Origin of the sequence: Bacteroides luhongzhouii, from assembly GCF_009193295.2 — a bacterium.
In the GTDB taxonomy this organism is placed as follows: Bacteria; Bacteroidota; Bacteroidia; order Bacteroidales; family Bacteroidaceae; genus Bacteroides; species Bacteroides luhongzhouii.
The window spans coordinates 4711711-4737781 of sequence record NZ_CP059973.1 but is presented as its reverse complement, the minus strand read 5'-3'; the positions used below and the strand labels follow the sequence as shown (position 1 = coordinate 4737781).

Below are 26071 nucleotides of genomic sequence, written 5' to 3'. Positions count from 1 at the left end.
ACGCACTTGAAAATAAGGAAGTTACATAGAGGTAACTATTACTGAAACTCAATAAAATACAAAACGTTAAAGAATGAAAAACTTTCATCCGACAGGAAATTGTCCGATAAGAGATGTGCTTAGCCGTTTGGGAGACAAGTGGTCGATGCTGGTGCTTATTACGCTGAACGCAAATGGAACTATGCGTTTTAGTGATATTCATAAAACGATAGAAGATGTCTCTCAAAGAATGTTGACTGTTACATTGCGTACTTTGGAATCAGATGGATTGGTTGAACGGAAAGTATATGCTGAAGTACCTCCCCGTGTAGAGTATTGCCTGACAGATACAGGTGGTACATTGATTCCTCATATTGAAGGACTGGTGGGATGGGCTTTGGAGAATATGGATACCATTTTGGACCATAGACAGATGAGTCGGTAACATTTTTATTTTATGACAAAATAGAAAATATGGAGATAAAACTAGTAACTTCAGATAAAAAAGAATTCCTTGATTTATTACTCTTGGCTGATGAACAAGAAAGTATGATTGACCGATATTTGGAACGCGGTGATATGTTTGTTCTTTATGATGACGGGCTGAAAGCTCTTTGTGTGGTGACATGTGAAGGGCAAGGTGTTTATGAAATCAAGAATATTGCTACTGTTCCTTTTTTCCAACGACAGGGGTACGGAAAACGTTTAATAGAGTTTTTATTTGAATATTATCAGGGGAAGTGCTCTGAAATGTTGGTGGGCACAGGAGATGTACCTTCTTCCAGGTCTTTCTATGAGCATTGTGGTTTTGTGATTTCTCACCGGATAACGAATTTCTTTACTGACAACTACGATCATCCGATCTATGAGGATGGTGTGCAGTTGGTGGATATGATATATTTGAAGAAAACATTTTAGTGTGTAACGATGGAAATAGATATCAATCATTTGGTGAAAGAATATGGAAATATGATTTCCACGATTGCTCACCGGATGATTCAGAATAAAGAAATCGCCCGAGAAGCAGCACAGGAAGTGTGGTATGAACTTTGCAAAAGTATCAGTAGTTTTAAAGGTGGTTCGGAGATTTCTACATGGATATACACTATTGCTCGTCGCACCATCAGCAGATATGCAGTATGTGAAAAGCAGGTGAAAATGTCAGAAATCGAATATTTCCGTTCGTTGCCGGAAATTGAATATTCCGATGGGGAAGAAGTGAAGCGGGAATGGATAAAAGAAAGGTGCGACTGGTGTATCACCGCTTTAAATCATTGTCTGAATAATGATGCTCGTCTGATTTTTATCTTTAGAGAAAATGTCGGGTTGCCTTATCGGCAGATTGGCGAAATCATGGAACTGAAAGAAAGTAATGTGCGGCAAATCTATAATCGTTCCATTCAGAAAATCACAGCTTTTATGAATGATACTTGCCCGTTGTATAATCCCGATGGGGCTTGTAAATGTCGTATTTGCAAACCGGTATATTCTATTGATATGGATAAAGAATATACAATGGTGCAACGGATGATGAGGCTTGCCGATTTATATAGGAAGTTTGAAAAAGAACTACCGAGGAGAAATTATTGGGAGAAATTCTTGCAGTAAGTTGTCACAAAGTTCATTTGCTTTTCCACTAACTATATGTATAATTAAAAAACATATAGTTATGAGTAAAATTGACTTTTTAAAGGAGCAGATTATAGAAGCTCGCACATTCGTGAATCGTTTGATGTCTGAATTGCCGGAAGATTTGTGGTATGTTATTCCTGAAAGAACAGATTCTAACTTTATTTGGCAAGTGGGACATCTGCTTGTTTCACAGAATTTTCATACACTGACAGCTGTTACCGGGGTGAACGAAAAGGTGGGGCGGTTAGTGCCTATCCAAAAATATAATAGAATATTCAATGGTATGGGAACATTGCATCGTTCCATAGAAAAGGACTTGATTCCAGTTGCTGAATTGAGAGAACAAACGGAAATAGTTCATCAAATCTGTATCGAGAATCTGGAAACTCTGAATGATGATGTTTTGGCAGAGTGCTTGCAGCCTCTTCCGTTTAAACATCCTGTTGCGGAAACTAAATATGAAGCATTGTCGTGGAGCTTTAAACATGAAATGTGGCATAGTGCAGAAATGGAAGCTATCAAAAGAGATTTAGGTTATCCAATCGTTTGGATGAAATAATGATTATGTCATTTTCTATTACTGTGTAAATAAGCAGGCTTATTAATGGTCTGCCATTGTATGAAAACGTGTTTCTCAATTTTTACAATTGAAGACTACGCTCTTAATAAACGTACTTTCTGTTTATAATAAACTTTTTGATAGTTTATTATAAACGGTATCAGAGTTTATTAAAAACTATTTTGAGCGTTTTTAGAGATTCGATAGAATGGATTAAGTAAAAATATAAACAAAATAGGGCAATGATCGTTAGATCATTGCCCTATTATATATCTGTACTAATACTAAAATATATCAGTTTAAAGATTTCTTATGTCTCTATTTTTTTTATATTTTTCATTCCTCTTATTGCTTTTGTTTTTTCAAAGATACAAAATAAAAAGCCATTTGTCAAGTGTTTCAACAGAAAAGCCGATTATTCATTAAACCAGTCTATTTTCTTTGAAAAATACATCACTATTGCCAGAATGATAAACAGTCCTAAGCTGCCTGCCAATAATGCGAAAGTCTCCAGTTGGATAAGAACAAAGATATAAATATAGAGTATAGCCAACAAACCGGACATGATTAATGACGGTTTCTTTTTCTTGGTGATTCCGAACATATATCCGCCTACCAGTATAATAGTTAGTGTAGAAGATAACAGATAGGCAGGATTGAAACCAACGTGTTCGGAGAAGGAGAGGAGCAGGCTGTAGAATAGACAGAGAGCCAGTCCTACCAATAAATACTGCAAGGCATGAATGCGGGTCTTGTTCATGATTTCAGTGAAGAAGATAACTCCGAAAGTCAGTAGGATAATCAGAATGGCATACTTTGCGGAGCGCATAGACTGTTGGTACTGTTCCACCGGAATTTTGAAGTTTACACCAAAACTTGAGTTTTCAATATCCTTGATGTTCGAGGTGTTGTAGTCAGCCATCACCTGTGAGTAATTCCGGTTCAAGTTTAAAACTTGCCATTGTGCCGAAAATTCCTTCTCCGTAATATTTCGGTTGTTAGGCAGATAGTTTCCGGTAAAACTCGGTGTATTCCAGTTAGCTTTCAGATCTACACGGGTTGTTTTACCTAGTGGAATAAAGTTGAGTGACTGTGAACCTTTCAGTTTGATTTTTATTTCATAAGGCAGTTTTTTATTCTGCTTCAACTCTGACAAATTAGCGATCGCATGAACTCCGGTGTTATCTATTCCTCTGTTGTCCATACCCGGCTCGAATATATAAACAGAATCTCCCAGAGTGATACTGATTTGTTCGCTGATACCCCGCATGTCGGTCAGATTCAGGCAAATAGCTGCCCTGTCAAACTGCAATTGCTCCATATCTATTCTGCTCTTTTTCAATTCTTCCGAACTGAATGACCCTGTCAATGTTAGTTCCGATTGATATACATTGACCTCATAGATACTTCTTTTCAGGATTTCAGTCTTCAGTTGTCCGTTGATCATAAGCTCGTCAGGAAAAAGTATCAGGTCTTTGATGGAAACCTTCTTCTCGCCGTTGTTTTCAGTGACAACCGGATACTGGAGATTCAGGTAAGGGCCAGTGATGGTCTGTGCCAGACTCCATTTTTCACTTACCTCGTCGATAGCTTCTTCCTGGGTTCGTCCCCGTTCGGAAATAAGATTCTCAATCATGAACATGGGTATCATCAGGAGAAGGATTAATAATCCGATGATGACAACCTTGATTGTTTTGGAGAAACGGTGGAGGCATCCCATAGGTTGCTGCGCCTGTTGTTCATTTGAATTTTCATTGAAAGTGTCCATAAACCAGTAGTGTTTTGATGAATTATTTATTTTGATTTTAGAAATTTCTCTAAGGCTTCAATATGCGATTTGAAAGCTTCTCTGCCTTGCGGGGTTGCCTGAAAAACAGTCCGCGGCTTTCGTCCGACAAAAGTTTTGTTGCATACGATATATCCCAGTTCTTCCAGGGCACGGGTATGGCTGGCAAGATTGCCGTCGGTCAGAGAGAGCTGTTCTTTCAGAAAATTGAAATCAGCTTCCTCATTTACCATCAGAATAGCCATGATGCCTAGTCGGACCTTGCTTTCGAATGCCTTATTAATATATTGGAATGCTTCTATCATTTATGATCTCTTTCTTTCGTAGTGTAAATAGAACAATATGCCATAGAGGATATGGAAAACGCCAAAACCGATGGTCCAGAACAGTAGTGAATGACCTTCCCAAAAACAGTCTACGACACCCAGACAAATGAAAGCATAGCCTAACCATACGATGCTGGAATAAGTAAACTTGGAAACGTTGACCAGTGCCAGCCCGTAAAATAAAAGCATGACAGAAGCCAGGATGTCATAATACTCGTGCATAAGGATGGAAATACATAAAACACCTCCGGTTAGCATTGGAAGAGAGAAATTCCACAATGCCCGGTAAGTGAGGCGGCTGAAAAATTTTTGTCCTGTCTTCTTGGATTTGTAATAGGACAGGATGCAGGCAGTGACCGCAGCAGCTACCAATACGAGTGAGGCTATTATGGCCATTAGTTCAAGGGCGACAATTAAATGAGTGCCCGGTGTAATAACTTGTGTGGCGATATATGCCCCAACTAATGCGTAAATGCCCGCCATGATTGCAGCGAGACCACTTAGAGAGATAAACTTTGAGGACTTTTCCATCAACTCTTTTATCTCATTCACCGATTCTAATGCTTTATCTTTATTCATATAAAAAGTACTTTGTGATGCAAAGTAAAATAAAAGATTTTAGATGAACAAACTTTTTGCTTGAATATTTTGATAATAAAGATCGGGATGCTATGATAATGAGTTAATATATAGTGATTTAAAGAACAAGTAAGCGAATGGTCAGGAATTATATATACATGGTATGGAAATGAAATTAGTCAAACGTTTGACTAATTCGACGGAAATATGTAACTTTGCCACCGAAACGAAACAGATAAAAAGGTTATAGAAAATGAGAGAAGGAGCAGAGTTTAGAGAACTCATGTTGCAGATTGTTCGTACCCGTATGGCTTTCCGCAGGTCTATGCAACGGACATTGAGAAAAAATAATGCGGGTATTACATTTGAGATGCTTCAGGTATTGAGTAGTTTATGGTACGAGCAGGGAATCAGTCAGCAGATATTGGCAGAACGCATTGCAAAAGATAAAGCCTGTCTGACCAATTTGATGAATAATCTGGAAAAGAAAGGGTATGTATACCGTAAAGAAGATCCCGCCGACCGTCGTAATAAACTGGTATTCCTGACTCCCGAAGGGGAGGAGTTTAAAGACCAGATTCGTCCGATTCTCGATCAGGTTTATGTATACGCAGAAAAGATTATTGGTATAGAAAGCATTGAAACGATGTTATCTGAATTAAAAGGTGTATACGATGTACTTGAAAATGTATAAAAAATATGGGGCAGCTTTGTACTGTCTGCTTTTGGGCGCTTCCTCCATCAACGCACAAACAGATTCTTTGTTTCTTACCGTCGATCAGCTTTTTGAGCGGGGAGTGCAGCATAGTCTGCAACTTCAGGCAGATGCAATGAAGGAATCCATGGCGCAGGAGCGGACACGAACCGCACGTTCTGCGCAGTTGCCGGAACTGCAGATTGGACTGAAAGGGGGATTTGTAGGACAACCCGTCGTTTGGGAACGGGGATTATCCGATCCTGCCTATCCGGAAGCACCGGACTGGTCACAAAACTATGTAATTGATTTGGCGCAGCCTCTCTATCAGGGTGGTAGAACCCGAAGTGCTATTCATAAGGCGGATATAGAAAAGCAAGTTGCCGAATTACAGACATTGACCGATCAGGCGGAAATAAAGTTAAGGTTATTGAATCAGTATATGAATCTGTTTAGTCTGTTTAAGCAGCATGAAGTACTGGCGCGGAATATTGAGGAGTCGGAACTCCGGCTACACGATATATGGCGGATGAAAAAGGAGGGTTTGATAACGAACAATGATGTGTTGCGGAGCGAAATGCAGTTGACTAATGATCGCCTGTCTCTACAGGAAACGGAAAACAGTATTGTGCTTGTATCGCAGCAACTCGATATCTTATTGGGACAGGACGAGAATTTATTATTAAAACCCGATACCACTGTTCTTTATCAGGCAGTTGCCTTGCAGCCGTATGATGATTATATTGTTCAGGCTTATGCGAATGATCCGGCGATGAAGCTGCTTCGTGTACAAACAGAATTGGCGAGGAATGAAATCCGTTCAGTCAAATCTTTTTCTCTTCCCAGTGTGTCGCTCTATGCATCGAACACTTTGGCGCGCCCCATCTCACGTACATTAGCGGATATGTATAATAATAACTGGAATGTAGGTGTGTCGGTTTCCTATCCTTTATCGTCACTGTACAAGAACAACCATAAAATAAAAGAGAGCAAACTGATGGTATCCTTGCGAAAAAATGAAGAGGAGCAGAAGATGCAGGGGATTCGCGTTGATGTACGTTCGGCTTTTTTACGCCACCAGGAAGCGTTGCAGAGGGTGGAAGCTCTAAAGCTGTCTGTCCGACAAGCGGAAGAGAATTATCGTATCATGCAGAATCGTTACCTGAATCAGTTGGCTATCCTGACTGATTTGCTCGATGCAAACTCCGTTCGTTTGAATGTGGAATTGCAGTTGGTCACTGCGCGTACTCGTGTGATTTATACTTATTATCAACTTCAGAAGGCTTGTGGAGATTTATGATTTTAGATTTATGATTTTATGGATGAACTGTTATGGCAAATGAATTGAAAGAAAAACAGCGGAAACTGAAAAAAGTAAGAGTTCGTAATATCGTTTTAAATTTGGTATGTATCTGTTTGGCAGTCTCCGGACTTTGGTGGACTGCTACTTACTTTTGGCGTTACGTTAATTACGAAGTGACGAATGATGCTTTTGTAGATCAATATGTGGCTCCTTTGAATGTCCGGGTCTCGGGTTATATAAAGGAGGTTCGTTTTAAGGAGCATCAATATATCCGTCAAGGAGATACGCTGCTTGTGCTTGACAATCGTGAATATCAGATTAAGGTGAAAGAAGCGGAAGCTGCATTATTGGATGCACATGGTTCGCAGGATGTACTTCATTCGGGAATTGAAACTTCCCATACGAATATTGCCGTACAGGATGCCAATATTGCCGAAGCGAAAGCGAAACTCTGGCAATTGGAACAGGATTATCATCGTTTTGAACGTTTGTTGAAAGAAGAATCAGTCCCGGAGCAGCAGTATGAACAAACAAAAGCTGCTTATGAAGCGGCAAAGGCACGTTATCAGGCATTAGTTGCGCAGAAACAAGCGGCATTATCACAATATGCGGAAACAAGCAAGAAGACAACCGGCGCAGAGGCTGCTATTTTACGTAAGGAAGCTGACTTGGATTTGGCAAAGTTGAATCTCTCTTATACGGTTCTTACTGCTCCTTATGATGGATATATGGGCAGGCGCACGCTTGAACCCGGCCAGTATGTGCCGGCCGGACAGACTATTTCTTATCTGGTACGTAAGAAGGATAAATGGATTACCGCTAATTATAAAGAAACTCAGATTGCTAATATCTATATTGGTCAGCAAGTACGTGTAAAAGTAGATGCAGTGCCCGGAAAGACTTTTCATGGAGAGGTCACCGCGATTTCCGAAGCAACCGGGTCTAAATATTCCCTGGTTCCTACGGATAATTCTGCCGGTAATTTTGTAAAGGTGCAACAGCGAATACCCGTGCGGATTGACTTGGAAGATGTTTCTCCGGAAGAAATGGCGCAGTTGAGAGCCGGGATGATGGTGGAAACAGAAGCTCTACGCGAATGATTACCATGAAAGAATTGGAGGCACCTGTTCGTCAATGGGTACCCGATTGGCTTGGACTTATCAGTATCTTCATCGTGATTCTCCCGGTCACCATGCTCAATGGCTCATATACAGGCAGTATGCTGGAAGTATCGAACACGCTGGGCACTAATTCAGAAGATATAACGATGGGGTATTATGCCGCTTCAGCGGGCATGGCTATCGCTTATCCGATTATTCCTAAAGTGCTGGCAGCCTTTTCTGTGAAGTCTCTGTTGTTGATTGATTTGGTACTGCAATTCTTCTTGAGTTGGGTTTGCGCACGTACGCAAAACGCGGATATTCTGATTGTTTGTAGTTTTGCTGTCGGTTTTCTGAAAGGATTTCTAATGTTGTGGTTTATTCGTTATGCCCAAAAGATTTTCAGTCCGAAGAATGTACGTAGCGAGTTCTATTCTTATTTTTATCCGTTGGTTTATGGTGGGGGACAGGTTTCGATGCTGGTAACGGTTTTACTGGCGTATCATTATAACTGGAAGTATATGTATTACTTTATGATGGTACTGATTTTGATTTCCATATTATTTGTCATCATCTGTTTCCGTCATAACCGTCCCATTAAAGCCGTCGCATGGTCTGATCTGCACATTCGTGAGATGTTTATTATTTCAGCCGGGTTGCTGATGTTGATGTACGTTATCAATTATGGAAAAGTGCTCGATTGGATGGCTTCCGGTAAGATTTGTGCCTATATCATCATAGCGCCTATGTTGATTGCGTTGTTCATCTGGTATCAGAGCCGTTCGGAAAATCCTTATGTAAGTTTGGCTCCTTTATTCCAGCCCAAAGCGATTATAGGCTATTTCTATATGATGCTTGTGATGTTTTTCAGTACATCGACCACTTTGTTGACTAACTATCTGACTGTCATTCTGAAAGTAGATACTACGCATACCTATTCCCTTTATATTTATTTGCTTCCGGGATATATAGTCGGTGCTTTTATCTGTTTCTGGTGGTTCCGATGGCAACGTTGGCGGTTCCGTTTTCTGATAGCGGGAGGGATGAGTTGTTTTGTGATTTTCTTTGCGATCCTGTATTTTGGCATCTCTCCGGATAGTACGTATGAAATGCTCTACTTGCCTATATTCTTTCGTGGGTTGGGTATGTTGACTTTGATTATAGCTTTCGCTCTGTTTGCCGTGGAAGACTTGAATCCGAAATACTTGTTGTCGAATGCTTTCTTTCTGATTATTTTCCGTTCCGTATTGGCACCTATTCTAGCGACCTCTTTTTATAGTAATGTATTGTACCGGTTACAGCAGAAATATATGTATTCTCTATCGGAGACTATTACCACTGCCGATCCGTTGTCGGCAACACGCTATAGCCAGTCCTTAAACAATGCAATTGCACAAGGACATCCATATAATGAAGCTGCGCAGCTGGCAACTAACTCTTTATATAATACCTTGCAACAGCAAAGCATGCTGCTTGCATTGAAAGAAATTCTGGGTTATTTGTTAGTTATATCCGTTATTATAGCTGTGGTTTCCCGTTTTATTCCCTTTCATAAAACAATCCGTGTTACCTTCAAGAGAACAGGTGACGATATGGTATAATATAAAAAAGAGTTGCTATCCTGTTCAACTTATCGTTGAGTGGAGGATAGCAACTCTGTCATTCTAACAATGTATCTTTTTATCTTCAGTATATTTGTTTATCAGATAAATAGCTGTTTACAAGGTTACGCCTGTTTTAAAGATAGCAATTTCGCGATAACCTTTCTTTTCGTTGTTTACGAATTCACCGCTTGCCACTTTGATAATATAATCAATGAAACGTTCGCAGGTCTTTTCCATCGGTTCGTTTTCTACAATCACACCAGCGTTGAAGTCAATCCATCCCGGTTTGTTTTTAGCCAGCGTTGAATTGGTGGAAATCTTCATGGTTGGAACAAAAGTACCGAAAGGAGTACCACGTCCGGTGGTGAAAAGCACCATGTGACACCCGCTCGCAGCAAGAGTAGTGGCTGCAACCAGGTCATTGCCCGGAGCAGAAAGCAGATTAAGACCTTTTTTCTGTAAACGTTCGCCGTAAGGCATCACGCCGGATACATAGCTCTTTCCGCACTTTTGGGTACATCCCAGTGCTTTTTCTTCCAGAGTAGAGATACCGCCGGCTTTGTTTCCCGGAGAAGGATTTTCGCCTACAGGTTCTCCGTGTGACAGGAAGTATTCTTTGAAGTCATTAATCAGATGGACGGTCTGTTCAAACAGTTCCTCGTTTTTGCAACGGTTCATCAGGATGGTTTCTGCGCCGAACATTTCCGGAACTTCTGTCAATACGCTTGTGCCTCCCTGTGCAATCAGGAAATCGGAGAACATACCTAATAGCGGGTTTGCCGTAATGCCGGAGAAACCATCGGAACCACCGCATTTCAATCCCACACGCAGTTCGGACAAAGGAACATCGGTACGTACATCTTTAGAAGCCTTTGCATACAAATCACGCAGAATTTCCATTCCTTCTTCATATTCGTCACCTACTTTTTGGGTAACCATGAACTTCACGCGGTCTTCATCAAACTCGCCCAGGAACTCACGGAATACGTCCGGTTGGTTATTTTCGCATCCCAAGCCTACCACCAATACGGCGCCCGCATTGGGGTGAAGCACCATGTCACGAAGAATCTTTTTCGTATTTTCGTGATCGTCACCAAGTTGTGAGCAACCGTAGTTGTGTGGGAAAGCGACAATGGCATCCACTCCCTTACCTTCGGTTTCGCGGCGCAGTCCTTCAGCCAGTTGACCGATGATACCGTTTACGCAACCTACTGTCGGGATAATCCATATTTCGTTTCTTACCCCTACATCACCGTTTTTGCGACGATAACCTTTGAATGTAAGATCTTTATGAGGAATATCCAAAGAAACCTGAATCGGGTTGTAAGTGTAATCCAGCAATCCGGCGAGGTTGGTTTTGATATTCGTTTCGTTCATCCAGTCACCCTGTTTCTTTGCCATCCGTGCATGTCCGATAGGATAACCGTACTTGATTACATTTTCGCCTTCAGCAAAATTCTTCAATGCGAATTTATGTCCGGCAGGAATGTCTTCGTTCAATGTAACTTCAATGCCATCTACAGAAAGATGCTCTCCTGCCGGGAGGTTAACAATGGCAACGGCAACGTTGTCGGCAGGATTAATTCTTAAATACTTTGTTTCCATGTAATGTACTTGTAAAGTTGTACTTTGTTGTTATTTGTTATGGTAATAGTCTATTGTTTCTACCGTTAACAAGTCGATGGGCATATAGTTGATGCAGGTCACTTCTTTTTTGAAAATAAGGTGATCGCAAAGAGCTTTGATGCCATTGGCGCCTTGCAGTTCCGGTTGCTGGGCAATGAGGAAAGAGATGCTTCCTTCTTTCAGGCAGGTGACATTCCGTTCCAAAAGGTCATAGCCTATCAGATTGAAATCTTTCTTTCCGCGACTTTGCAGGTATTCGCCAACGATATAGGCTTTAGAGTTGAATGTGATTCCATTCTTCACTGTCGGATAGGTACGGAAGAATTCATCCAGCATCTCATTGTCTTCGTCGTTGCGTTCGGCATGTAAGTCGAGCTCCAGTATAGTACAAGACGGATGATGTTCTTTCATGTACTGCCTGAAACCGATTTCTCTGTTTTCTTGCTGGTTAGAACCCACAATTCCTTCATGTATCTTGCGGAAAATAACGATTTCCTTTTCATCCCGCGCCAGTAACATCATCATTCTGGCGGCGAAGTATCCGCTTTGGCGTGAGTTCTGACCGAAGAAGGCGAGGGGAGGAACGTCTTTGATGTTGGAGTCTATATATATATAAGGTATATCCAATGCCTGCAACTGATCGGTGAAACCTTTCGTATATTGCGGAGCGGTAGGAGCTACCATCACTCCGTCCGGCTGTAAAGCCAAAATGGCTTCGCTGGCATTTTCGAATGAATGATAGTCGTACGGATCGTAATAGTTGATTCTCACCGAAGTGTTGAAATCCGAATAAGTGGCAATAGCTTCGTGGATGCCGGTTTCTACCGCTGTCCAGTATTCGCCTTCCAGATGCTCCGGCAGCAGACAGATAAACGTATACTTCTTATTAGAAGCCAAAGCGCTGGCATACATGTTGGGCTGGTAGTCAAGCTGCTTCAGAATTTCTTCTACGCGTTTCTTGCTGGCTTCCGACACTCCGCTACGTCCATGAATAACGCGGTCTACTGTTCCCACTGATACATCTGCCAGACGGGCGATGTCTTTGATTCTGATTCTTTCGGGCAATTTATTCATACGATAACCTTTATTTATATAGGTTTTTGTGCTCGCACACACTAATAATCTTAATATTTTCGATACAAATATATAACAATTTTTGTAATTACGAAAATTGTTGTATCTTTGTGCCCGCACACGAAAGGTATGTGGTATTAGTCGTTTTGTGAATTAATACTCATATAGTCAATGTGTTAACCCCTAAAATAGGGATGAAATGATAAATTGAAAGTTCATAATATTAATAACTTAGAATTTAAAACATAAGATTATGGGAAAGAAAGTCGTTACATTAGGCGAAATCATGCTTAGATTATCAACTCCGGGTAATACTCGTTTTGTTCAATCTGACTCTTTTGATGTAGTGTATGGTGGTGGAGAAGCTAACGTTGCAGTGAGCTGTGCCAACTACGGACATGACGCCTATTTCGTAACTAAATTACCGAAACACGAAATTGGACAGTCTGCTGTTAACGCATTACGTAAATATGGCGTAAAGACAGACTTTATTGCCCGTGGTGGCGACCGCGTAGGTATCTACTATTTGGAAACAGGTGCTTCTATGCGTCCTAGCAAAGTTATTTATGACCGTGCTCACTCTGCTATTGCTGAAGCTGACGCTGCTGATTTCGACTTTGATGCTATCATGGAAGGTGCTGACTGGTTCCACTGGTCTGGTATCACTCCGGCTATTTCTGATAAGGCTGCCGAGTTGACTCGTCTGGCTTGTGAGGCTGCAAAACGTCACGGTGTAACAGTTTCTGTTGACTTGAACTTCCGTAAGAAATTGTGGACTAAAGAAAAAGCACAGTCTATCATGAAACCGTTGATGAAGTATGTAGATGTATGTATCGGTAATGAAGAAGATGCAGAACTTTGCTTGGGCTTCAAACCGGATGCTGATGTTGAGGCTGGTCACACTGATGCTGAAGGCTACAAGGGTATTTTCCAACAGATGATGAAAGAATTCGGATTCAAATATGTAGTTTCTACTTTGCGCGAATCTTTCTCGGCTACTCACAACGGTTGGAAAGCTATGATCTACAACGGAGAAGAATTCTATACTTCAAAACGTTATGATATCGATCCGATTATCGACCGTGTAGGTGGTGGCGACTCTTTCTCCGGTGGTATCATCCACGGTTTGATGACTAAACCTAATCAGGGTGCTGCTCTTGAATTCGCTGTTGCTGCATCTGCATTGAAACATACAATCAATGGTGACTTCAATCTTGTTTCTGTAGAAGAAGTAGAAGCATTGGCTGGTGGTGATGCAAGCGGTCGCGTTCAGAGATAATCCGGAGAGTTGAAAAGTTTAGAAAATCAATTCATTTAAATAGTAAATAATAAGATGGCAAAATTCGATAAAATAGCCGTATTGAATAAGATCGGTTCTACAGGAATGGTTCCTGTATTCTATCACAAAGATGCAGAAGTTGCAAAGAAAGTAGTAAAGGCTTGTTATGACGGTGGTGTTCGTGCTTTCGAATTCACAAATCGTGGTGACTTCGCACAGGAAGTATTTGCTGAAATCGTTAAGTTCGCAGCAAAAGAATGCCCTGAAATGGCAATCGGTATCGGTTCTATCGTTGATCCGGCTACTGCTGCTATGTATTTGCAGCTGGGTGCTAACTTTGTGGTAGGTCCGTTGTTTAATCCTGAAATAGCTAAGGTATGTAATCGTCGTTCGGTAGCTTATACTCCGGGATGCGGTTCTGTATCAGAAGTAGGTTTTGCGCAGGAAGTAGGTTGCGATCTTTGCAAAGTATTCCCGGGTGATGTTTACGGAACTAACTTCGTGAAAGGCTTAATGGCTCCGATGCCATGGTCTAAGCTGATGGTAACAGGTGGGGTAGAACCTACTAAAGAAAACCTGACCGCATGGATTAAAGCCGGTGTATTCTGCGTAGGTATGGGATCTAAGTTGTTCCCGAAAGATAAAGTGGCAGCAGAAGACTGGGCTTATGTAACTGCAAAATGTGAAGAAGCTCTCGGTTATATTGCCGAAGCCCGTAAATAAGATTAGAGAGCGAAAGCTGTCTATAATAAAAAGAGGTTGATGCGACAGCCTCTTTAAAATATGCCTTGAGGGTTAGTTAGTTTAGTTAGTATATAAGGCATATTTTCATTTTGTTTAAAGGTGTTTAAAGGGGATAAGCCATCGGGATGAGTCATTCATTTCGGTGGCTTGTTTTTTGGGGGAGGGGGAGCCATTACTATTGCTGAAAGTGGAATGAACTAATCTCCCGGTAAGATGTTTCTTAGATAGTAGATGTAATAATAATAATATATATAATGGAACCTCCTCACCACCACTACGAACTTAATCATCTGTTGGCATCGCTCAATAAGGCTTTTATCATAGGCATCACTCTGAATATTGCTTTTGTTATCGTAGAGTTCGGAGTAGGGTTTTATTATAATTCCTTGGAGATTGCTTCACGATAGCCTCCGGTTGTCGTTGGAAGAAGTGAAACAGCATATAAAAGAAGCGCTCGAAGAGGCAGGCATCCATCATGCTACTTTGGAGTTTGAAGATGAAAGGTCTACTTGCTGCGAGGAATGTTGTGAGGATTAAATAAAATCCGTACCTTCGCGCCCTTAAACTAACTAACCTTTATTTTTTATGTTTACTGACTTATTGCATTCCTCTTATTTTTCCCTTTTCCTGATTGTCGCATTAGGGTTTATGCTGGGAAGAATCAAAATCAGAGGATTATCTCTCGATGTGTCGGCAGTTATATTCATTGCCCTTCTTTTCGGGCATTTTGGTGTTGTCATTCCTAAAGAATTAGGAAACTTCGGTCTGGTGCTCTTCATTTTTACCATCGGTATTCAGGCAGGGCCCGGATTCTTCGACTCTTTCCGCAGTAAAGGAAAGACACTTATCCTCATCACTATGCTTATTATTTGTTCCGCCTGCCTTACCGCAGTCGGGCTGAAATATGCATTTGATATCGATACACCGAGTATTGTCGGTCTGATTGCCGGAGCGCTGACCAGTACGCCGGGTTTGGCCGTTGCCATCGACAGTACCAATTCTCCTTTGGCATCTATTGCTTACGGTATCGCATATCCGTTTGGAGTGATCGGCGTGATTCTGTTTGTCAAGCTGTTGCCTAAAATCATGCGGGTGGATTTAGATAAAGAAGCCCGTCGCCTGGAGATAGAACGTCGCGGACAATTCCCGGAATTGACCACTTGCATTTATCGCGTCACTAATGCGAATGTGTTCGATCGCAGCCTGGTGCAAATTAATGCGCGCGGTATGACGGGTGCTGTCATTTCACGTCTGAAACACAATGATGAAATATCCATTCCCACCGCCCATACGGTGTTGCATGAAGGAGATTACATACAAGCCGTAGGTAGCGAAGAATCACTGGATCAACTGGCAGTGTTGGTAGGTAAGAGAGAAGAAGGTGAACTGCCTTTGGATAAAACGCAGGAAATAGAATCTTTGTTGTTGACCAAGAAAGACATGATAAACAAACAGCTGGGGGATTTGAACTTACAGAAAAACTTTGGTTGTACAGTGACTCGTGTTCGTCGAAGCGGTATTGACCTATCTCCGTCTCCCGATTTAGCCTTGAAGTTTGGTGATAAACTGATGGTAGTCGGTGAGAAAGAGGGACTTAAAGGAGTAGCCCGCCTATTGGGAAACAATGCGAAGAAACTATCCGATACGGACTTCTTCCCTATTGCAATGGGGATTGTATTGGGAGTGTTGTTTGGTAAGATAAATATCTCTTTCTCTGATAGCCTGTCATTCTCACCGGGACTGACCGGGGGAGTTTTGATGGTAGCTCTTGTGTTGAGTGCGATAGGTAAGACAGGACCCATTATCTGGTCTATGTCCGGGCCTGCCAACCAGTTGTTGCGCCAGTTAGGTCTGCTTCTTTTCCTTGCCGAAGTAGGAACTTCTGCCGGTAAGAACCTGGTAGCTACCTTCCAGGAAAGCGGATTATTGATGTTCGGAGTAGGAGCCGCCATCACATTGGTGCCGATGCTTGTTGCAGCCATTGTCGGACATTTCGTATTTAAAATCAGTCTGCTCGATTTGCTGGGAACTATTACGGGAGGTATGACAAGTACTCCGGGACTTGCTGCCGCCGACTCTATGGTGGATAGCAATATTCCGAGCGTAGCTTACGCAACTGTTTATCCGATTGCCATGGTATTCTTGATTCTGTTTATTCAAGTAATAGCCTCGGCTGTATATTAACAGAATTTTATATAATAATTGATTGTTAAATAAATAGTTCGTATCTTTGCCGCCTCAAAGAAAAAATGAGGTGAAACGATTGTTATTGAATATTACGCGCTACTTCTTACCGATACTGTTTATATCGTATCTGGTAAGCTTTACGTTCTTTGCCCACGTGCATGTGGTCAATGGCGTGACAATCGTCCATTCACACCCGTTTAAGAAAGGGGCGGCACATAAACATTCTACAGTCGAACTACAGTTGATTCATTTTCTGTCTCACTTAATGGCAGACGGTGCGGCGGCTGTTTTTGCTCTTTCCCTTTTTATTCCTTTCTTATTGTGCTTGTTGCTCGGACGTTCGCAACACGCTCACTATTACTGTCCGTATCATGGGGTAGTGGGACTTAGGGCACCCCCGGTTATTCGTTTCTCTATTCTTTAAATGATGATACCGTACCTTGCATGAGGTAGGGCATTATCTGTCTATCCATGTGAATACTTATCGAAAACGAATAACAAACGAAAAATGAAGAAATACATCTTTTCGCTTGTCTGCCTGTGCTGCACATTGCTGCCTGCCCTTGAAGGACAAGCTCATGAATATCCTGATCATCCAGAATTACGCAAGTCAGATGCCAATATTGTTGGCCATATTCTTGATAAAAATACAAAAGAGCATTTACCCTATATTACAGTCGCCTTGAAAGGTACGACCATCGGAACAGTGACCGATGCTACCGGACATTATTTCTTGAAGAATCTTCCCGAAGGCAATTTTGTGCTAGAGGTTAGTTCGGTGGGATATAAAACCGTCAGACGGAATGTGACGCTGAAGAAAGGGCGTACATTGGAAGAAGAATTTGAAATAGAAGAAGACGCGGTTGCTTTGGATGGCGTAGTTGTATCTGCCAATCGTAATGAAACTACCCGCCGTTTGGCTCCGACACTGGTGAATGTAGTAGATTTGAAAATTTTTGAGAATACCAATTCTACGACTTTAGCGCAAGGATTAAGCTTTCAGCCGGGTGTCCGTGTAGAGTCCAACTGTCAGAATTGCGGTTTCCAGCAAGTACGTATCAATGGACTGGATGGTCCTTATACACAAATTCTGCTCGATTCCCGTCCCATTTTTAGCGCGCTTTCCGGTGTGTATGGTATCGAGCAGATTCCTGCCAGCATGATAGAACGTGTGGAAGTGATGCGTGGAGGCGGATCGGCATTGTTCGGCTCATCTGCCATTGCCGGTACAATCAATATCATCACCAAGGAACCGATGCATAACTCCGGTATGTTATCCCATACGATTACGGGAATTGGCGATGGCGACGCTTTCGACAACAGTACGGCATTGAATGCTTCATTAGTGACGGACGACCAGCGTGCAGGTCTGTATATCTTCGGTCAGAACCGCCATCGTTCTGCGTATGACCATGATGGCGACGGATATTCCGAAATACCCAAATTGCACGGTCAGACAATTGGTTTCCGTTCGTTCCTGAAAACAACGACCTATTCAAAACTTACTTTTGAATATCACCACATGGAAGAATTCCGCAGAGGAGGAGACTTGTTGAACCGCCCGCCTCACGAAGCGAATGTGGCGGAGCAGACCGAACACTCCATCAATGGCGGAGGACTGAAGTTCGATTATTTCTCTCCTAACGAGAGACATCGTTTCAATGTGTTTGCATCCGCGCAACACATCAACCGTGACAGCTATTATGGTGGCGGACAGGATCCGAATGCTTACGGAAATACCACCGATTTGAACTGGATGGCAGGATCGCAATATGTTTATAGCTTCGGAAAATGTATCTTCATGCCTTCCGACCTGACTGCCGGCATAGAATTCAATCAGGATAAACTGGAAGACAACATGTGGGGCTACCACCGTACGGTAGATCAGAAAGTGAATATCGGTAGTGCTTTCCTTCAGAATGAATGGAAAAATGAGCATTGGGGATTTCTGATTGGCGGCCGTTTGGATAAGCATAATCTGATTGACCATCTGATATTCAGTCCGCGTGCCAATCTGCGTTATAATCCGACAGAAAACATCAATCTTCGTTTCAGTTATTCGTCCGGCTTCCGTGCTCCGCAGGCTTTCGATGAAGATTTGCATGTGGAGAATGTAGGCGGTAATGTAGCAATGGTTGAACTGGCGGATAATCTGAAAGAAGAAAGATCACAGAGCCTGAGTGCTTCGGCAGATATTTATCATCGCTTTGGTGCGTTTCAGGTTAACTTCCTGATAGAAGGATTCTATACAAAGTTGTCGGATGTTTTTGCTCTTACCGACGGAGAGATAGTGGATGGAGTCCTGACACGTACCCGTCACAATGCATCAGGAGCGCAAGTTATGGGATTGACACTGGAAGGAAAGATGGCTTACCTGAATAAAATCCAGGTTCAGGCAGGAGTCACTCTGCAACAGAGCCATTACAGCAAACCGCACATCTGGAACAAAGAAGCTCCAGCGGTGAAGAAAATGATGCGTACGCCAAATACTTACGGCTATTTTACAGCAACCTACACCCCGATAAAACCGTTATCTATCGCTCTTTCCGGTACCTATACCGGTTCGATGCTGGTTCCCCACGAACCGGTTCCGGGATTCCTTGAAAATCCGATAACGGTGAATACCAGAGACTTTTTCGACATCGGTTTGAAAGCTGCTTATGACTTCAAACTTTACAAGTCGATGAACCTCCAGGTGAATGCCGGCATACAGAATATTTTCAATGCTTACCAGAACGACTTCGATAAAGGAGCTGACCGTGACTCCGGCTATATCTATGGTCCGTCACTGCCGAGAAGTTTCTTTGCAGGGGTAAAGATCAGTTATTAAGATTCGGTTAAGATTTAAAATCGTTATAAATAGGGATTGTTTTGCATGGAGACAATCCTTATCTTTGCAAAAAAACAAACTAAACTCTGACTTTACTGCACAGAATAGATGTGCAGGATTACTGGATGAAACAATTGTACCTACATATAATGAAGTGGTTTTTGCCTGTACTGTTTATCTCGTACATGGCAGGAATCACTTTATTTACTCACTCCCATGTAGTAAACGGGGTAACGATTGTCCATTCGCATCCATTTAAAAAAGGCAGTGAACATAGCCATGCGACGGTTGAATTCCAACTCATTCACCTGTTGAATCATGTATTGGTGACAGATAGCGGATTAATACCCACATTCGCAGTCGCTGCTTTATCTTTATTATGTATCCTGTTTATCTGCCCGCAAATTGAGCCGTATCACTGTTCTTGTCCGGGTGTCATATCTTTAAGGGCACCTCCTGTCGCTTAGTCTATCTTTTCGGGAACAGTATTCATCAGTGAAGAACAACTATTAATGATCGCTGCTTCCCTTTCCCCTTATTATTATTTTTGATTTTAAACATTAAAAGACTAACGACAATGAAGAAATATCTTTTAGTCCTGGTCGGCCTGTATTGTGTCCTTTCGTACGCATTGGCTGAACATCCGGACTACCCTGAACTGAAAAAATCCGATGCGAACATCATAGGTCATGTACTGGATAAGAAAACGAAAGAGCACCTTCCTTACATTACCATTGCACTGAAAGGAACAACGATAGGAACCGTGACCGACGCTACCGGACATTATTTTTTGAAGAATTTGCCAGAAGGTAGCTTTATACTAGAGGTTAGCTCGGTCGGCTACAAGACCGTGACCCGCAACGTGACTCTGAAAAAAGGAAAGACACTGGAAGAAGATTTTGAAATAGAAGAGGACGCGATTGCTTTGGATGGGGTAGTGGTCTCCGCCAACCGCAGTGAAACGACGCGTCGTTTGGCTCCTACTTTGGTTAATGTCGTCGATCTGAAGCTATTTGAAACGACTAACTCTTCCACTTTATCGCAAGGGTTGAACTTTCAACCCGGTGTACGTGTAGAGACAAACTGCCAGAATTGTGGCTTCCAGCAAGTCCGCATCAATGGACTGGACGGACCGTATACGCAGATTTTGATAGATTCCCGTCCCGTATTCAGTGCCCTTTCCGGAGTGTATGGCCTGGAACAGATTCCCGCCAGCATGATTGAACGCGTAGAAGTGATGCGTGGAGGAGGTTCCGCTTTGTTCGGCTCTTCGGCTATTGCAGGAACCATCAATATAATCACTAAAGAACCTTTACGCAATTCTGGTCAGCTGTCGCACACCCTTACTGCTTTAGGGGGTGGCTCCTCATTCGATAACAATACCTCCCTGAATGCTTCATTAGTGACGGACGATCATCGTGCCGGACTGTATATCTTTGGTCAGAACCGTCACCGGTCCGGATATGATTATGACGGAGACGGATTCACCGAACTGCCTAAATTGAAGAATCAGACAGTGGGCTTCCGCTCTTATCTGAAAACAAGCACTTACTCCAAACTAACCTTCGAATATCACCACATGCAAGAATTCCGTCGGGGAGGGGATATGTTGGACCGTCCTCCTCACGAAGCCCATATTGCAGAGCAGTTGCAACATTCGATTGATGGTGGGAGTTTGAAATTCGATTATTTCTCGCCGGATGAAAAGAACCGTCTAAGTATTTTTGCGTCAGCCGCCAATACAGATCGGGACAGTTATTACGGACCGGGTAACGATCCTCTGAAAGCCTATGGGAAAACAACGGATTTAACCGCTATGGGCGGCGCGCAGTATGTACATACGTTTGATAAGTGTTTATTTATGCCTTCTGACCTCACGGCAGGACTTGAATATAATCGTGACCGTCTGAAAGATAATATGTGGGGATATGACCGTCATACGGATCAGACGGTGAATATTTACAGTGCTTTTCTGCAGAACGAATGGAAGAACGACCGTTGGGGTATTCTGATCGGTGGTCGTCTGGATAAGCATAATATGGTAGATAATGTCATCTTTAGCCCCCGTGCCAACTTGCGTTTCAACCCGACACAGGATATAAACCTGCGTTTGAGCTATTCGTCCGGATTCCGTGCTCCGCAGGCTTTTGATGAAGATATGCATATTGAAAATGTGGGTGGAACAGTGGCAATGATTGAGCGTGCGAAGAATTTGAAAGAGGAGAAATCCCAAAGTTTCAGTGTGTCCGCAGATATGTATCACCGTTTCGGAGTATTCCAGACGAATTTCTTGATTGAGGGCTTTTATACAAGATTGACAGATGTCTTTGTGTTGGGCGAACCTTATGACCGTGGCGATGGGATATTGGTAAAAACACGCAGTAACGGTCCCGGCGCGAAAGTGATGGGGCTAACGCTGGAGGGCAAAGTAGCTTATCTTTCCATCCTGCAAATACAAGCGGGACTCACTTTACAACGCAGCCGATACGATGAACCTCATAAATGGCACGATGACGTACCGGCAGAAAAGAAGATTTTCCGTACTCCCGATACTTACGGATATTTCACAGCTACTTACACTCCTGTAAAACCCTTATCCATCGCTTTATCAGGAACTTATACCGGCCCAATGTTAGTGCAACGTATGGATATCACTGCCGAAAATGCCAAACTGGGAGAAATGCCCGAAAGAAAAGCGGAAGCAATCAGAACACCCCGTTTCTTCGATTTGGGAGTGAAACTGGCTTACGACTTCAAGCTATACAAAACAGTCGATTTACAACTAAACGGTGGAGTTCAGAACCTCTTTGAGTCTTATCAAAAGGATTTTGACAGAGGAGCTAACCGGGATTCCGGCTATATTTACGGGCCTTCTCTGCCGAGAAGTTTCTTTGCAGGGGTAAAGATCAGCTATTAACCGGTCAAAAAAATAGTTTCCCGGCACGGCACTTTCAGTTTCAAGCCTTGAAACTGAAAGTGCCGTGCCGGGAAACTTTAGTTTCTCCGTAGAGAAACCATAGTTCCACCGTAGGTGAAACTAAAGTTTCCTTATGGGGAAACTATGGTTTCACACTAATGAAACTAAAGTTTCAAGCAGTTGAAACGAATGTATCGTATAGAGATTCATTCTTTTTCCTTATTGATAATTGATTTATCAGGCAGGGTGATAGGTGATAGAGGAAAGTGAAAAAAATCTGTGTAGAGATAAATCAAACCATATCTTTATCGACCCCGAATTTTTCTCCTGTCTGACACTCACCGGCAGGTTCCACGTGTACCAGAATGTCATATACGTTATCCACCGAATTAATGATGCTCTTCTCCACCGCACCTGCAATCTCATGTGCCTGTGTGATGGTAATTTGCGGATTCACTTCTATATCAAGGGTAATCATATAGAGATTTCCTATCATTCGTGACCGGACGCGATGTGGATTGCTGGCACCGGGCACTTTCTCTACCGCCTCGAATATCTTATTATATACATTGACATCTTTCACCCCGTCCATTAGCTCCACATTGGAATCAATAAAAATGCTGATGGAAGATTTGATGATAAAGAGACTGATTATCAATCCCGTAACCGAATCGAGTATGGGTGATTTGAAGATGAAAGTGAATATCAATCCCAGCAAAACACCGGTTGAGATGACGACATCATTGCGCATATTGATAGCGTTTGCCGTGAGCATGGAGCTGTTGATCTTCTTTCCCTGTTTGTATTGGTATAAAGCCAGCAAGAGCTTACCGATAATAGAAAACACGGTGACATAGATAGCGATAGACGATGGTATCTCTTTCACTTCATCTGAAAAAATGCTTTGAATGGACGATATCAACATTTGTACACCGGCATAAAATATCACCAGTGACAGAATCTTAGTCGCGATGCCTTCCGCTTTCTCGTAACCGAATACATATTTCTTTGAAGGAGGACGGTTGATGAGGCGTGCCGTAAAAATCATAACGATAGAGATAACGACATCGGTTGCCGAGTCGATACCGTCGCCCACTACGGCCAGACTACCGGCCCATAAACCGATGATGATTTTTGATGCGGATAGGATTGCATTGCCAATTGTGCTAATCCATGAGGTTTTGATTAAGATATTCTCTCTTGACATTGGAAGTGACTCTTTATAATTAATTGTTTGATTGAGATTGGCTAGCAAAGATAAACATTTATAGGAGTCTGTGACGTCAAGTCGCAAAAAAACTTTTCCCGGGCTTTTAGTAGTTTCTATGTTTTAGTTGTATTATATATAGATGGTCAATAAAAGACAGGACAAATCATTTATTAAATAGTTAACCGCATGTTCAAAAAATTAAGTAGCTCTTTACTCATTGTATCAGCTTGTGTTTTTTCTTCTTGTACGCCCACCGTTAAGCAAGAAATTGCAATCCTACCTACCCCTGTTAGTCTGACCGAGCAGTCGGGCTCGTTTGTTTTAAAAGATGGAATGAAGATTGGAGTTTCCGATCAGTCGTTGTTTCCGGCAGTCGGGTATTTGCAGGAGATTCTCCGCAATGTCATATCGTCTTCTGTGGAGGTCACTACTGATAAGAATCAGGTAGATATGTATTTTCAGTTGAAAGATACCGGTGGCAAGCCCGGTTCTTATAAACTTCAGTCTACGCCGGAATATATCCAGGTAGAGGCTAATGATTATTCGGGCATCATTTCTGCGATTACTACTATTCGCCAGCTCCTTCCTGCAGCGATAGAAGTGCAGGGAGAGAAACAAACTTATTCAATCCCTGTCGTGCAAATAGAAGACGTACCCCGTTTTGAATGGCGTGGATTTATGCTGGATGCTTCCCGTCATTTTTGGAGTAAAGATGAGGTAAAGCATGTATTGGATCTGATGTCTTTGTATAAACTCAATAAATTCCACTGGCATTTGTCTGACGATCAGGGCTGGCGTATAGAAATTGAGAAATACCCGCTACTTACCGAAAAAGGAGCCTGGCGTAAGTTTAATGAGCAGGATCGGATCTGCATGGCACGTGCGAAAGAGGAAGATAATACCGATTTCCTGATTCCGGAAGATAAGATACGCATTGTGGAAGGAGATACGCTGTATGGAGGTTATTATACTCATGATGATATCAAAGAAATAGTAGCCTATGCTACGCAAAGAGGAATCGATGTCATTCCCGAGATTGATATGCCGGGACATTTTCTCGCGGCTATCAGCCAATATCCGGAGTTGGCATGCGACGGACTAATCGGATGGGGAGAAACCTTCTCTTCTCCTGTCTGCCCGGGTAAAGACGCGACGCTGGAATTCTGCCAGAATGTATTCAAAGAAGTTTTCGAGCTTTTCCCTTATGAATATGTGCACATGGGTGGTGATGAAGTGGAAAAAGCCAACTGGAAGAAATGCCCTCTCTGTCAGAAACGTATCCGTACGGAGAAGCTGGGTTCGGTAGAAGAACTTCAGGCATGGTTTGTACGTGACATGGAGAAATTCTTCCTCGCCAACGGAAAGAGACTCATCGGCTGGGATGAAGTGGTAGCCGACGGATTATCTTCCGATGCCGCTATTACATGGTGGAGAAGTTGGGCGAAAGACGCGTTGCCTACGGCGACCGCGCAAAAGCAGAAAGTGATTGCTTGTCCGAATGAATATTTCTATTTCGATTATGCGCAGGATCAGAATTCAGTGAAGAAAATACTGGCATACGATCCGTGTTCGGATGATAGATTATCACCCGAACAGAAGAAATATATCTGGGGTGTACAGGCTAATCTCTGGTCTGAATGGATTCCGACAATGAAGCGCATTGAATACCTGATCGTTCCCCGTATGATTGCATTGAGTGAAATAGCCTGGGCAGAGCCGGCTGCTAAACCAAGCCTCGAAGAGTTCTATCGTCAGCTTGTTCCGCAGTTTAAACGGATGGATGTGATGAGGGTAAATTATCGTGTGCCCGATTTGCAGGGATTCTATAAAGTGAATGCATTTATTGATGAAACAACGGTTGATTTGACTTGCCCGTTGCCCGGTACTGAAATACGCTATACGACAGACGGCAGTATGCCTACCAAAGAATCTACTCTTTATAATGGTGCTCTGGACGTGACGGAGACTACCGATTTCGCTTTCCGCACGTTCCGTCCGGACGGTTCTCCTTCGGATGTGGCACATACTAAATATGTAAAGGCTCCTTATGCGGAGGCGGTGACTGCTCCGGCTGCCTTGCAGCCCGGCTTGAAAGCTGTATGGCATGACTTCCGCGGTAATCTTTGTGCAGATATTGACGCGGCTCCGGTAAAAGGGGAATATGTGGTAGAATCGGTATCTATCCCCGAAGAGGTGAAAGGAAATATCGGCTTGGTGATGACCGGTTATCTGGAAGTTCCCGCTGATGGTATTTACACCTTTGCCCTTCTATCGGATGACGGTAGTACATTGACGCTTGACGGTGAATTGCTGGGAGATAATGACGGTGCACACTCATCGGTAGAGATTATTGTGCAGAAGGCATTGAAAGCCGGATTGCATCCGATAGAGGTTCGTTACTTCGATTGTAACGGAGGTGTATTGCAGATGGAACTGGTGAATGAAAAAGGTGAAAAAGAAATGCTGCCGGGTGCGTGGTTGAAACATGAGGTGCACGCACGTGTGTGAAACTGGATGGGTAAAAGAGGGTACCCTTTTGTGAAGTGCACCCTCTTTACCTCTTTTAGAATACATCATCTATTCATATTCCAAAATGAATACATTAATGTTTTTTCAACTTAACAACCAAATAAAAGAAATGC

The 26071-nt window shown here is 42.6% G+C and carries 23 protein-coding genes and 1 pseudogene; 18 read left to right on the top strand and 6 right to left on the bottom strand.

Annotated elements, in window-relative coordinates:
* Nucleotides 1–73 precede the first annotated feature (73 nt).
* The 4 genes from GD631_RS17900 to GD631_RS17885 all read left to right on the top strand — a co-directional run bounded on the left by GD631_RS17900 (nucleotide 74) and on the right by GD631_RS17885 (nucleotide 2170).
* Nucleotides 74–424 (top strand): winged helix-turn-helix transcriptional regulator, encoded by a 351-nt coding sequence (locus GD631_RS17900; protein WP_143259899.1) that lies wholly within the window; start codon nucleotides 74–76, stop codon nucleotides 422–424.
* Nucleotides 425–453: 29 nt separating this feature from the next.
* Complete coding sequence (locus tag GD631_RS17895; RefSeq protein WP_143259898.1) at nucleotides 454–897, top strand: GNAT family N-acetyltransferase; 444 nt, start codon at nucleotides 454–456, stop codon at nucleotides 895–897.
* 9 nt (nucleotides 898–906) lie between these two features.
* Entirely contained in the window at nucleotides 907–1587 is a 681-nt protein-coding gene (locus tag GD631_RS17890) for an RNA polymerase sigma factor (protein WP_143259897.1), read from the top strand.
* 61 nt (nucleotides 1588–1648) lie between these two features.
* Nucleotides 1649–2170, top strand: coding sequence for a DinB family protein (locus tag GD631_RS17885; RefSeq protein ID WP_128858502.1), 522 nt, complete (start codon nucleotides 1649–1651; stop codon nucleotides 2168–2170).
* 415 nt (nucleotides 2171–2585) lie between these two features.
* On the opposite strand, the gene creD is transcribed toward GD631_RS17885, so the two are convergent.
* From creD to GD631_RS17870, 3 genes are read right to left on the bottom strand one after another with little or no spacing between them, the layout of a single operon-like run.
* Complete coding sequence (gene creD / locus GD631_RS17880) at nucleotides 2586–3938, bottom strand: cell envelope integrity protein CreD (protein WP_143259896.1); 1353 nt, start codon at nucleotides 3936–3938, stop codon at nucleotides 2586–2588.
* A 26-nt stretch (nucleotides 3939–3964) separates the two neighbouring features.
* Entirely contained in the window at nucleotides 3965–4261 is a 297-nt protein-coding gene (locus GD631_RS17875) for a winged helix-turn-helix domain-containing protein (protein WP_128857749.1), read from the bottom strand.
* Nucleotides 4262–4861, bottom strand: coding sequence for a hypothetical protein (locus tag GD631_RS17870; RefSeq protein WP_165860858.1), 600 nt, complete (start codon nucleotides 4859–4861; stop codon nucleotides 4262–4264).
* 253 nt (nucleotides 4862–5114) lie between these two features.
* Here GD631_RS17870 and GD631_RS17865 point away from each other — a divergent pair, with 253 nt between their 5' ends.
* From GD631_RS17865 to GD631_RS17850, 4 genes are read left to right on the top strand one after another with little or no spacing between them, the layout of a single operon-like run.
* On the top strand, nucleotides 5115–5555 hold the full coding sequence (locus GD631_RS17865; RefSeq protein ID WP_143259895.1) for a MarR family winged helix-turn-helix transcriptional regulator: 441 nt from the start codon (nucleotides 5115–5117) through the stop codon (nucleotides 5553–5555).
* Nucleotides 5536–6855, top strand: coding sequence for a TolC family protein (locus GD631_RS17860; protein WP_143259894.1), 1320 nt, complete (start codon nucleotides 5536–5538; stop codon nucleotides 6853–6855). The genes GD631_RS17865 and GD631_RS17860 overlap by 20 nt, the downstream gene beginning before the upstream one ends.
* Nucleotides 6856–6887: 32 nt before the next feature.
* Entirely contained in the window at nucleotides 6888–7958 is a 1071-nt protein-coding gene (locus GD631_RS17855; RefSeq protein ID WP_143259893.1) for an HlyD family secretion protein, read from the top strand.
* The gene (locus GD631_RS17850) at nucleotides 7955–9559 is read left to right on the top strand and encodes an MFS transporter (RefSeq protein WP_185911502.1); all 1605 of its coding nucleotides are present in this window, start codon (nucleotides 7955–7957) and stop codon (nucleotides 9557–9559) included. The genes GD631_RS17855 and GD631_RS17850 overlap by 4 nt, the downstream gene beginning before the upstream one ends.
* 117 nt (nucleotides 9560–9676) lie before the next feature.
* Here GD631_RS17850 and GD631_RS17845 read toward each other — a convergent pair whose 3' ends face one another.
* Together GD631_RS17845 and GD631_RS17840 are read right to left on the bottom strand one after the other, a co-directional pair.
* On the bottom strand, nucleotides 9677–11167 hold the full coding sequence (locus tag GD631_RS17845) for a UxaA family hydrolase (protein ID WP_143259892.1): 1491 nt from the start codon (nucleotides 11165–11167) through the stop codon (nucleotides 9677–9679).
* Between the two features lie 30 nt (nucleotides 11168–11197).
* Nucleotides 11198–12262: a LacI family DNA-binding transcriptional regulator gene (locus GD631_RS17840; RefSeq protein ID WP_143259891.1), complete on the bottom strand. Its 1065-nt coding sequence runs from the start codon at nucleotides 12260–12262 to the stop codon at nucleotides 11198–11200.
* A 253-nt stretch (nucleotides 12263–12515) separates the two neighbouring features.
* Here GD631_RS17840 and GD631_RS17835 point away from each other — a divergent pair, with 253 nt between their 5' ends.
* From GD631_RS17835 to GD631_RS17800, 9 genes and pseudogenes are all read left to right on the top strand, one after another.
* Nucleotides 12516–13541 (top strand): sugar kinase, encoded by a 1026-nt coding sequence (locus GD631_RS17835; RefSeq protein WP_022275219.1) that lies wholly within the window; start codon nucleotides 12516–12518, stop codon nucleotides 13539–13541.
* 54 nt (nucleotides 13542–13595) lie between these two features.
* Nucleotides 13596–14264, top strand: coding sequence for a bifunctional 4-hydroxy-2-oxoglutarate aldolase/2-dehydro-3-deoxy-phosphogluconate aldolase (locus tag GD631_RS17830; protein ID WP_004300153.1), 669 nt, complete (start codon nucleotides 13596–13598; stop codon nucleotides 14262–14264).
* 275 nt (nucleotides 14265–14539) lie between these two features.
* Nucleotides 14540–14686, top strand: a pseudogene (locus GD631_RS17825) (cation diffusion facilitator family transporter); the annotation flags it as partial.
* Nucleotides 14679–14822 carry a hypothetical protein gene (locus tag GD631_RS22055; protein WP_153260294.1) on the top strand — a complete coding sequence of 48 codons (144 nt, stop codon included), beginning with the start codon at nucleotides 14679–14681 and terminating at the stop codon, nucleotides 14820–14822. The pseudogene GD631_RS17825 and the gene GD631_RS22055, both read left to right, overlap by 8 nt.
* A 48-nt stretch (nucleotides 14823–14870) precedes the next feature.
* Nucleotides 14871–16469 carry an aspartate:alanine exchanger family transporter gene (locus GD631_RS17820; protein WP_143259890.1) on the top strand — a complete coding sequence of 533 codons (1599 nt, stop codon included), beginning with the start codon at nucleotides 14871–14873 and terminating at the stop codon, nucleotides 16467–16469.
* 46 nt (nucleotides 16470–16515) lie between these two features.
* Nucleotides 16516–16896 (top strand): DUF8478 family putative metalloprotein, encoded by a 381-nt coding sequence (locus tag GD631_RS17815; RefSeq protein WP_143259889.1) that lies wholly within the window; start codon nucleotides 16516–16518, stop codon nucleotides 16894–16896.
* An 84-nt stretch (nucleotides 16897–16980) separates the two neighbouring features.
* The gene (locus tag GD631_RS17810) at nucleotides 16981–19302 is read left to right on the top strand and encodes a TonB-dependent receptor (protein ID WP_143259888.1); all 2322 of its coding nucleotides are present in this window, start codon (nucleotides 16981–16983) and stop codon (nucleotides 19300–19302) included.
* A gap of 125 nt (nucleotides 19303–19427) precedes the next feature.
* Nucleotides 19428–19769 carry a DUF8478 family putative metalloprotein gene (locus GD631_RS17805; protein WP_143259887.1) on the top strand — a complete coding sequence of 114 codons (342 nt, stop codon included), beginning with the start codon at nucleotides 19428–19430 and terminating at the stop codon, nucleotides 19767–19769.
* Nucleotides 19770–19879: 110 nt separating this feature from the next.
* Nucleotides 19880–22219: a TonB-dependent receptor gene (locus GD631_RS17800; RefSeq protein WP_143259886.1), complete on the top strand. Its 2340-nt coding sequence runs from the start codon at nucleotides 19880–19882 to the stop codon at nucleotides 22217–22219.
* A gap of 292 nt (nucleotides 22220–22511) precedes the next feature.
* Here the strand turns inward: GD631_RS17800 and GD631_RS17795 are convergent, their stop codons facing one another.
* Nucleotides 22512–23426 (bottom strand): cation diffusion facilitator family transporter, encoded by a 915-nt coding sequence (locus GD631_RS17795; protein WP_143259885.1) that lies wholly within the window; start codon nucleotides 23424–23426, stop codon nucleotides 22512–22514.
* A gap of 189 nt (nucleotides 23427–23615) precedes the next feature.
* Between GD631_RS17795 and GD631_RS17790 the strand changes: the two genes are divergently transcribed.
* The gene (locus GD631_RS17790; RefSeq protein ID WP_143259884.1) at nucleotides 23616–25937 is read left to right on the top strand and encodes a family 20 glycosylhydrolase; all 2322 of its coding nucleotides are present in this window, start codon (nucleotides 23616–23618) and stop codon (nucleotides 25935–25937) included.
* Nucleotides 25938–26071: the final 134 nt, after the last annotated feature.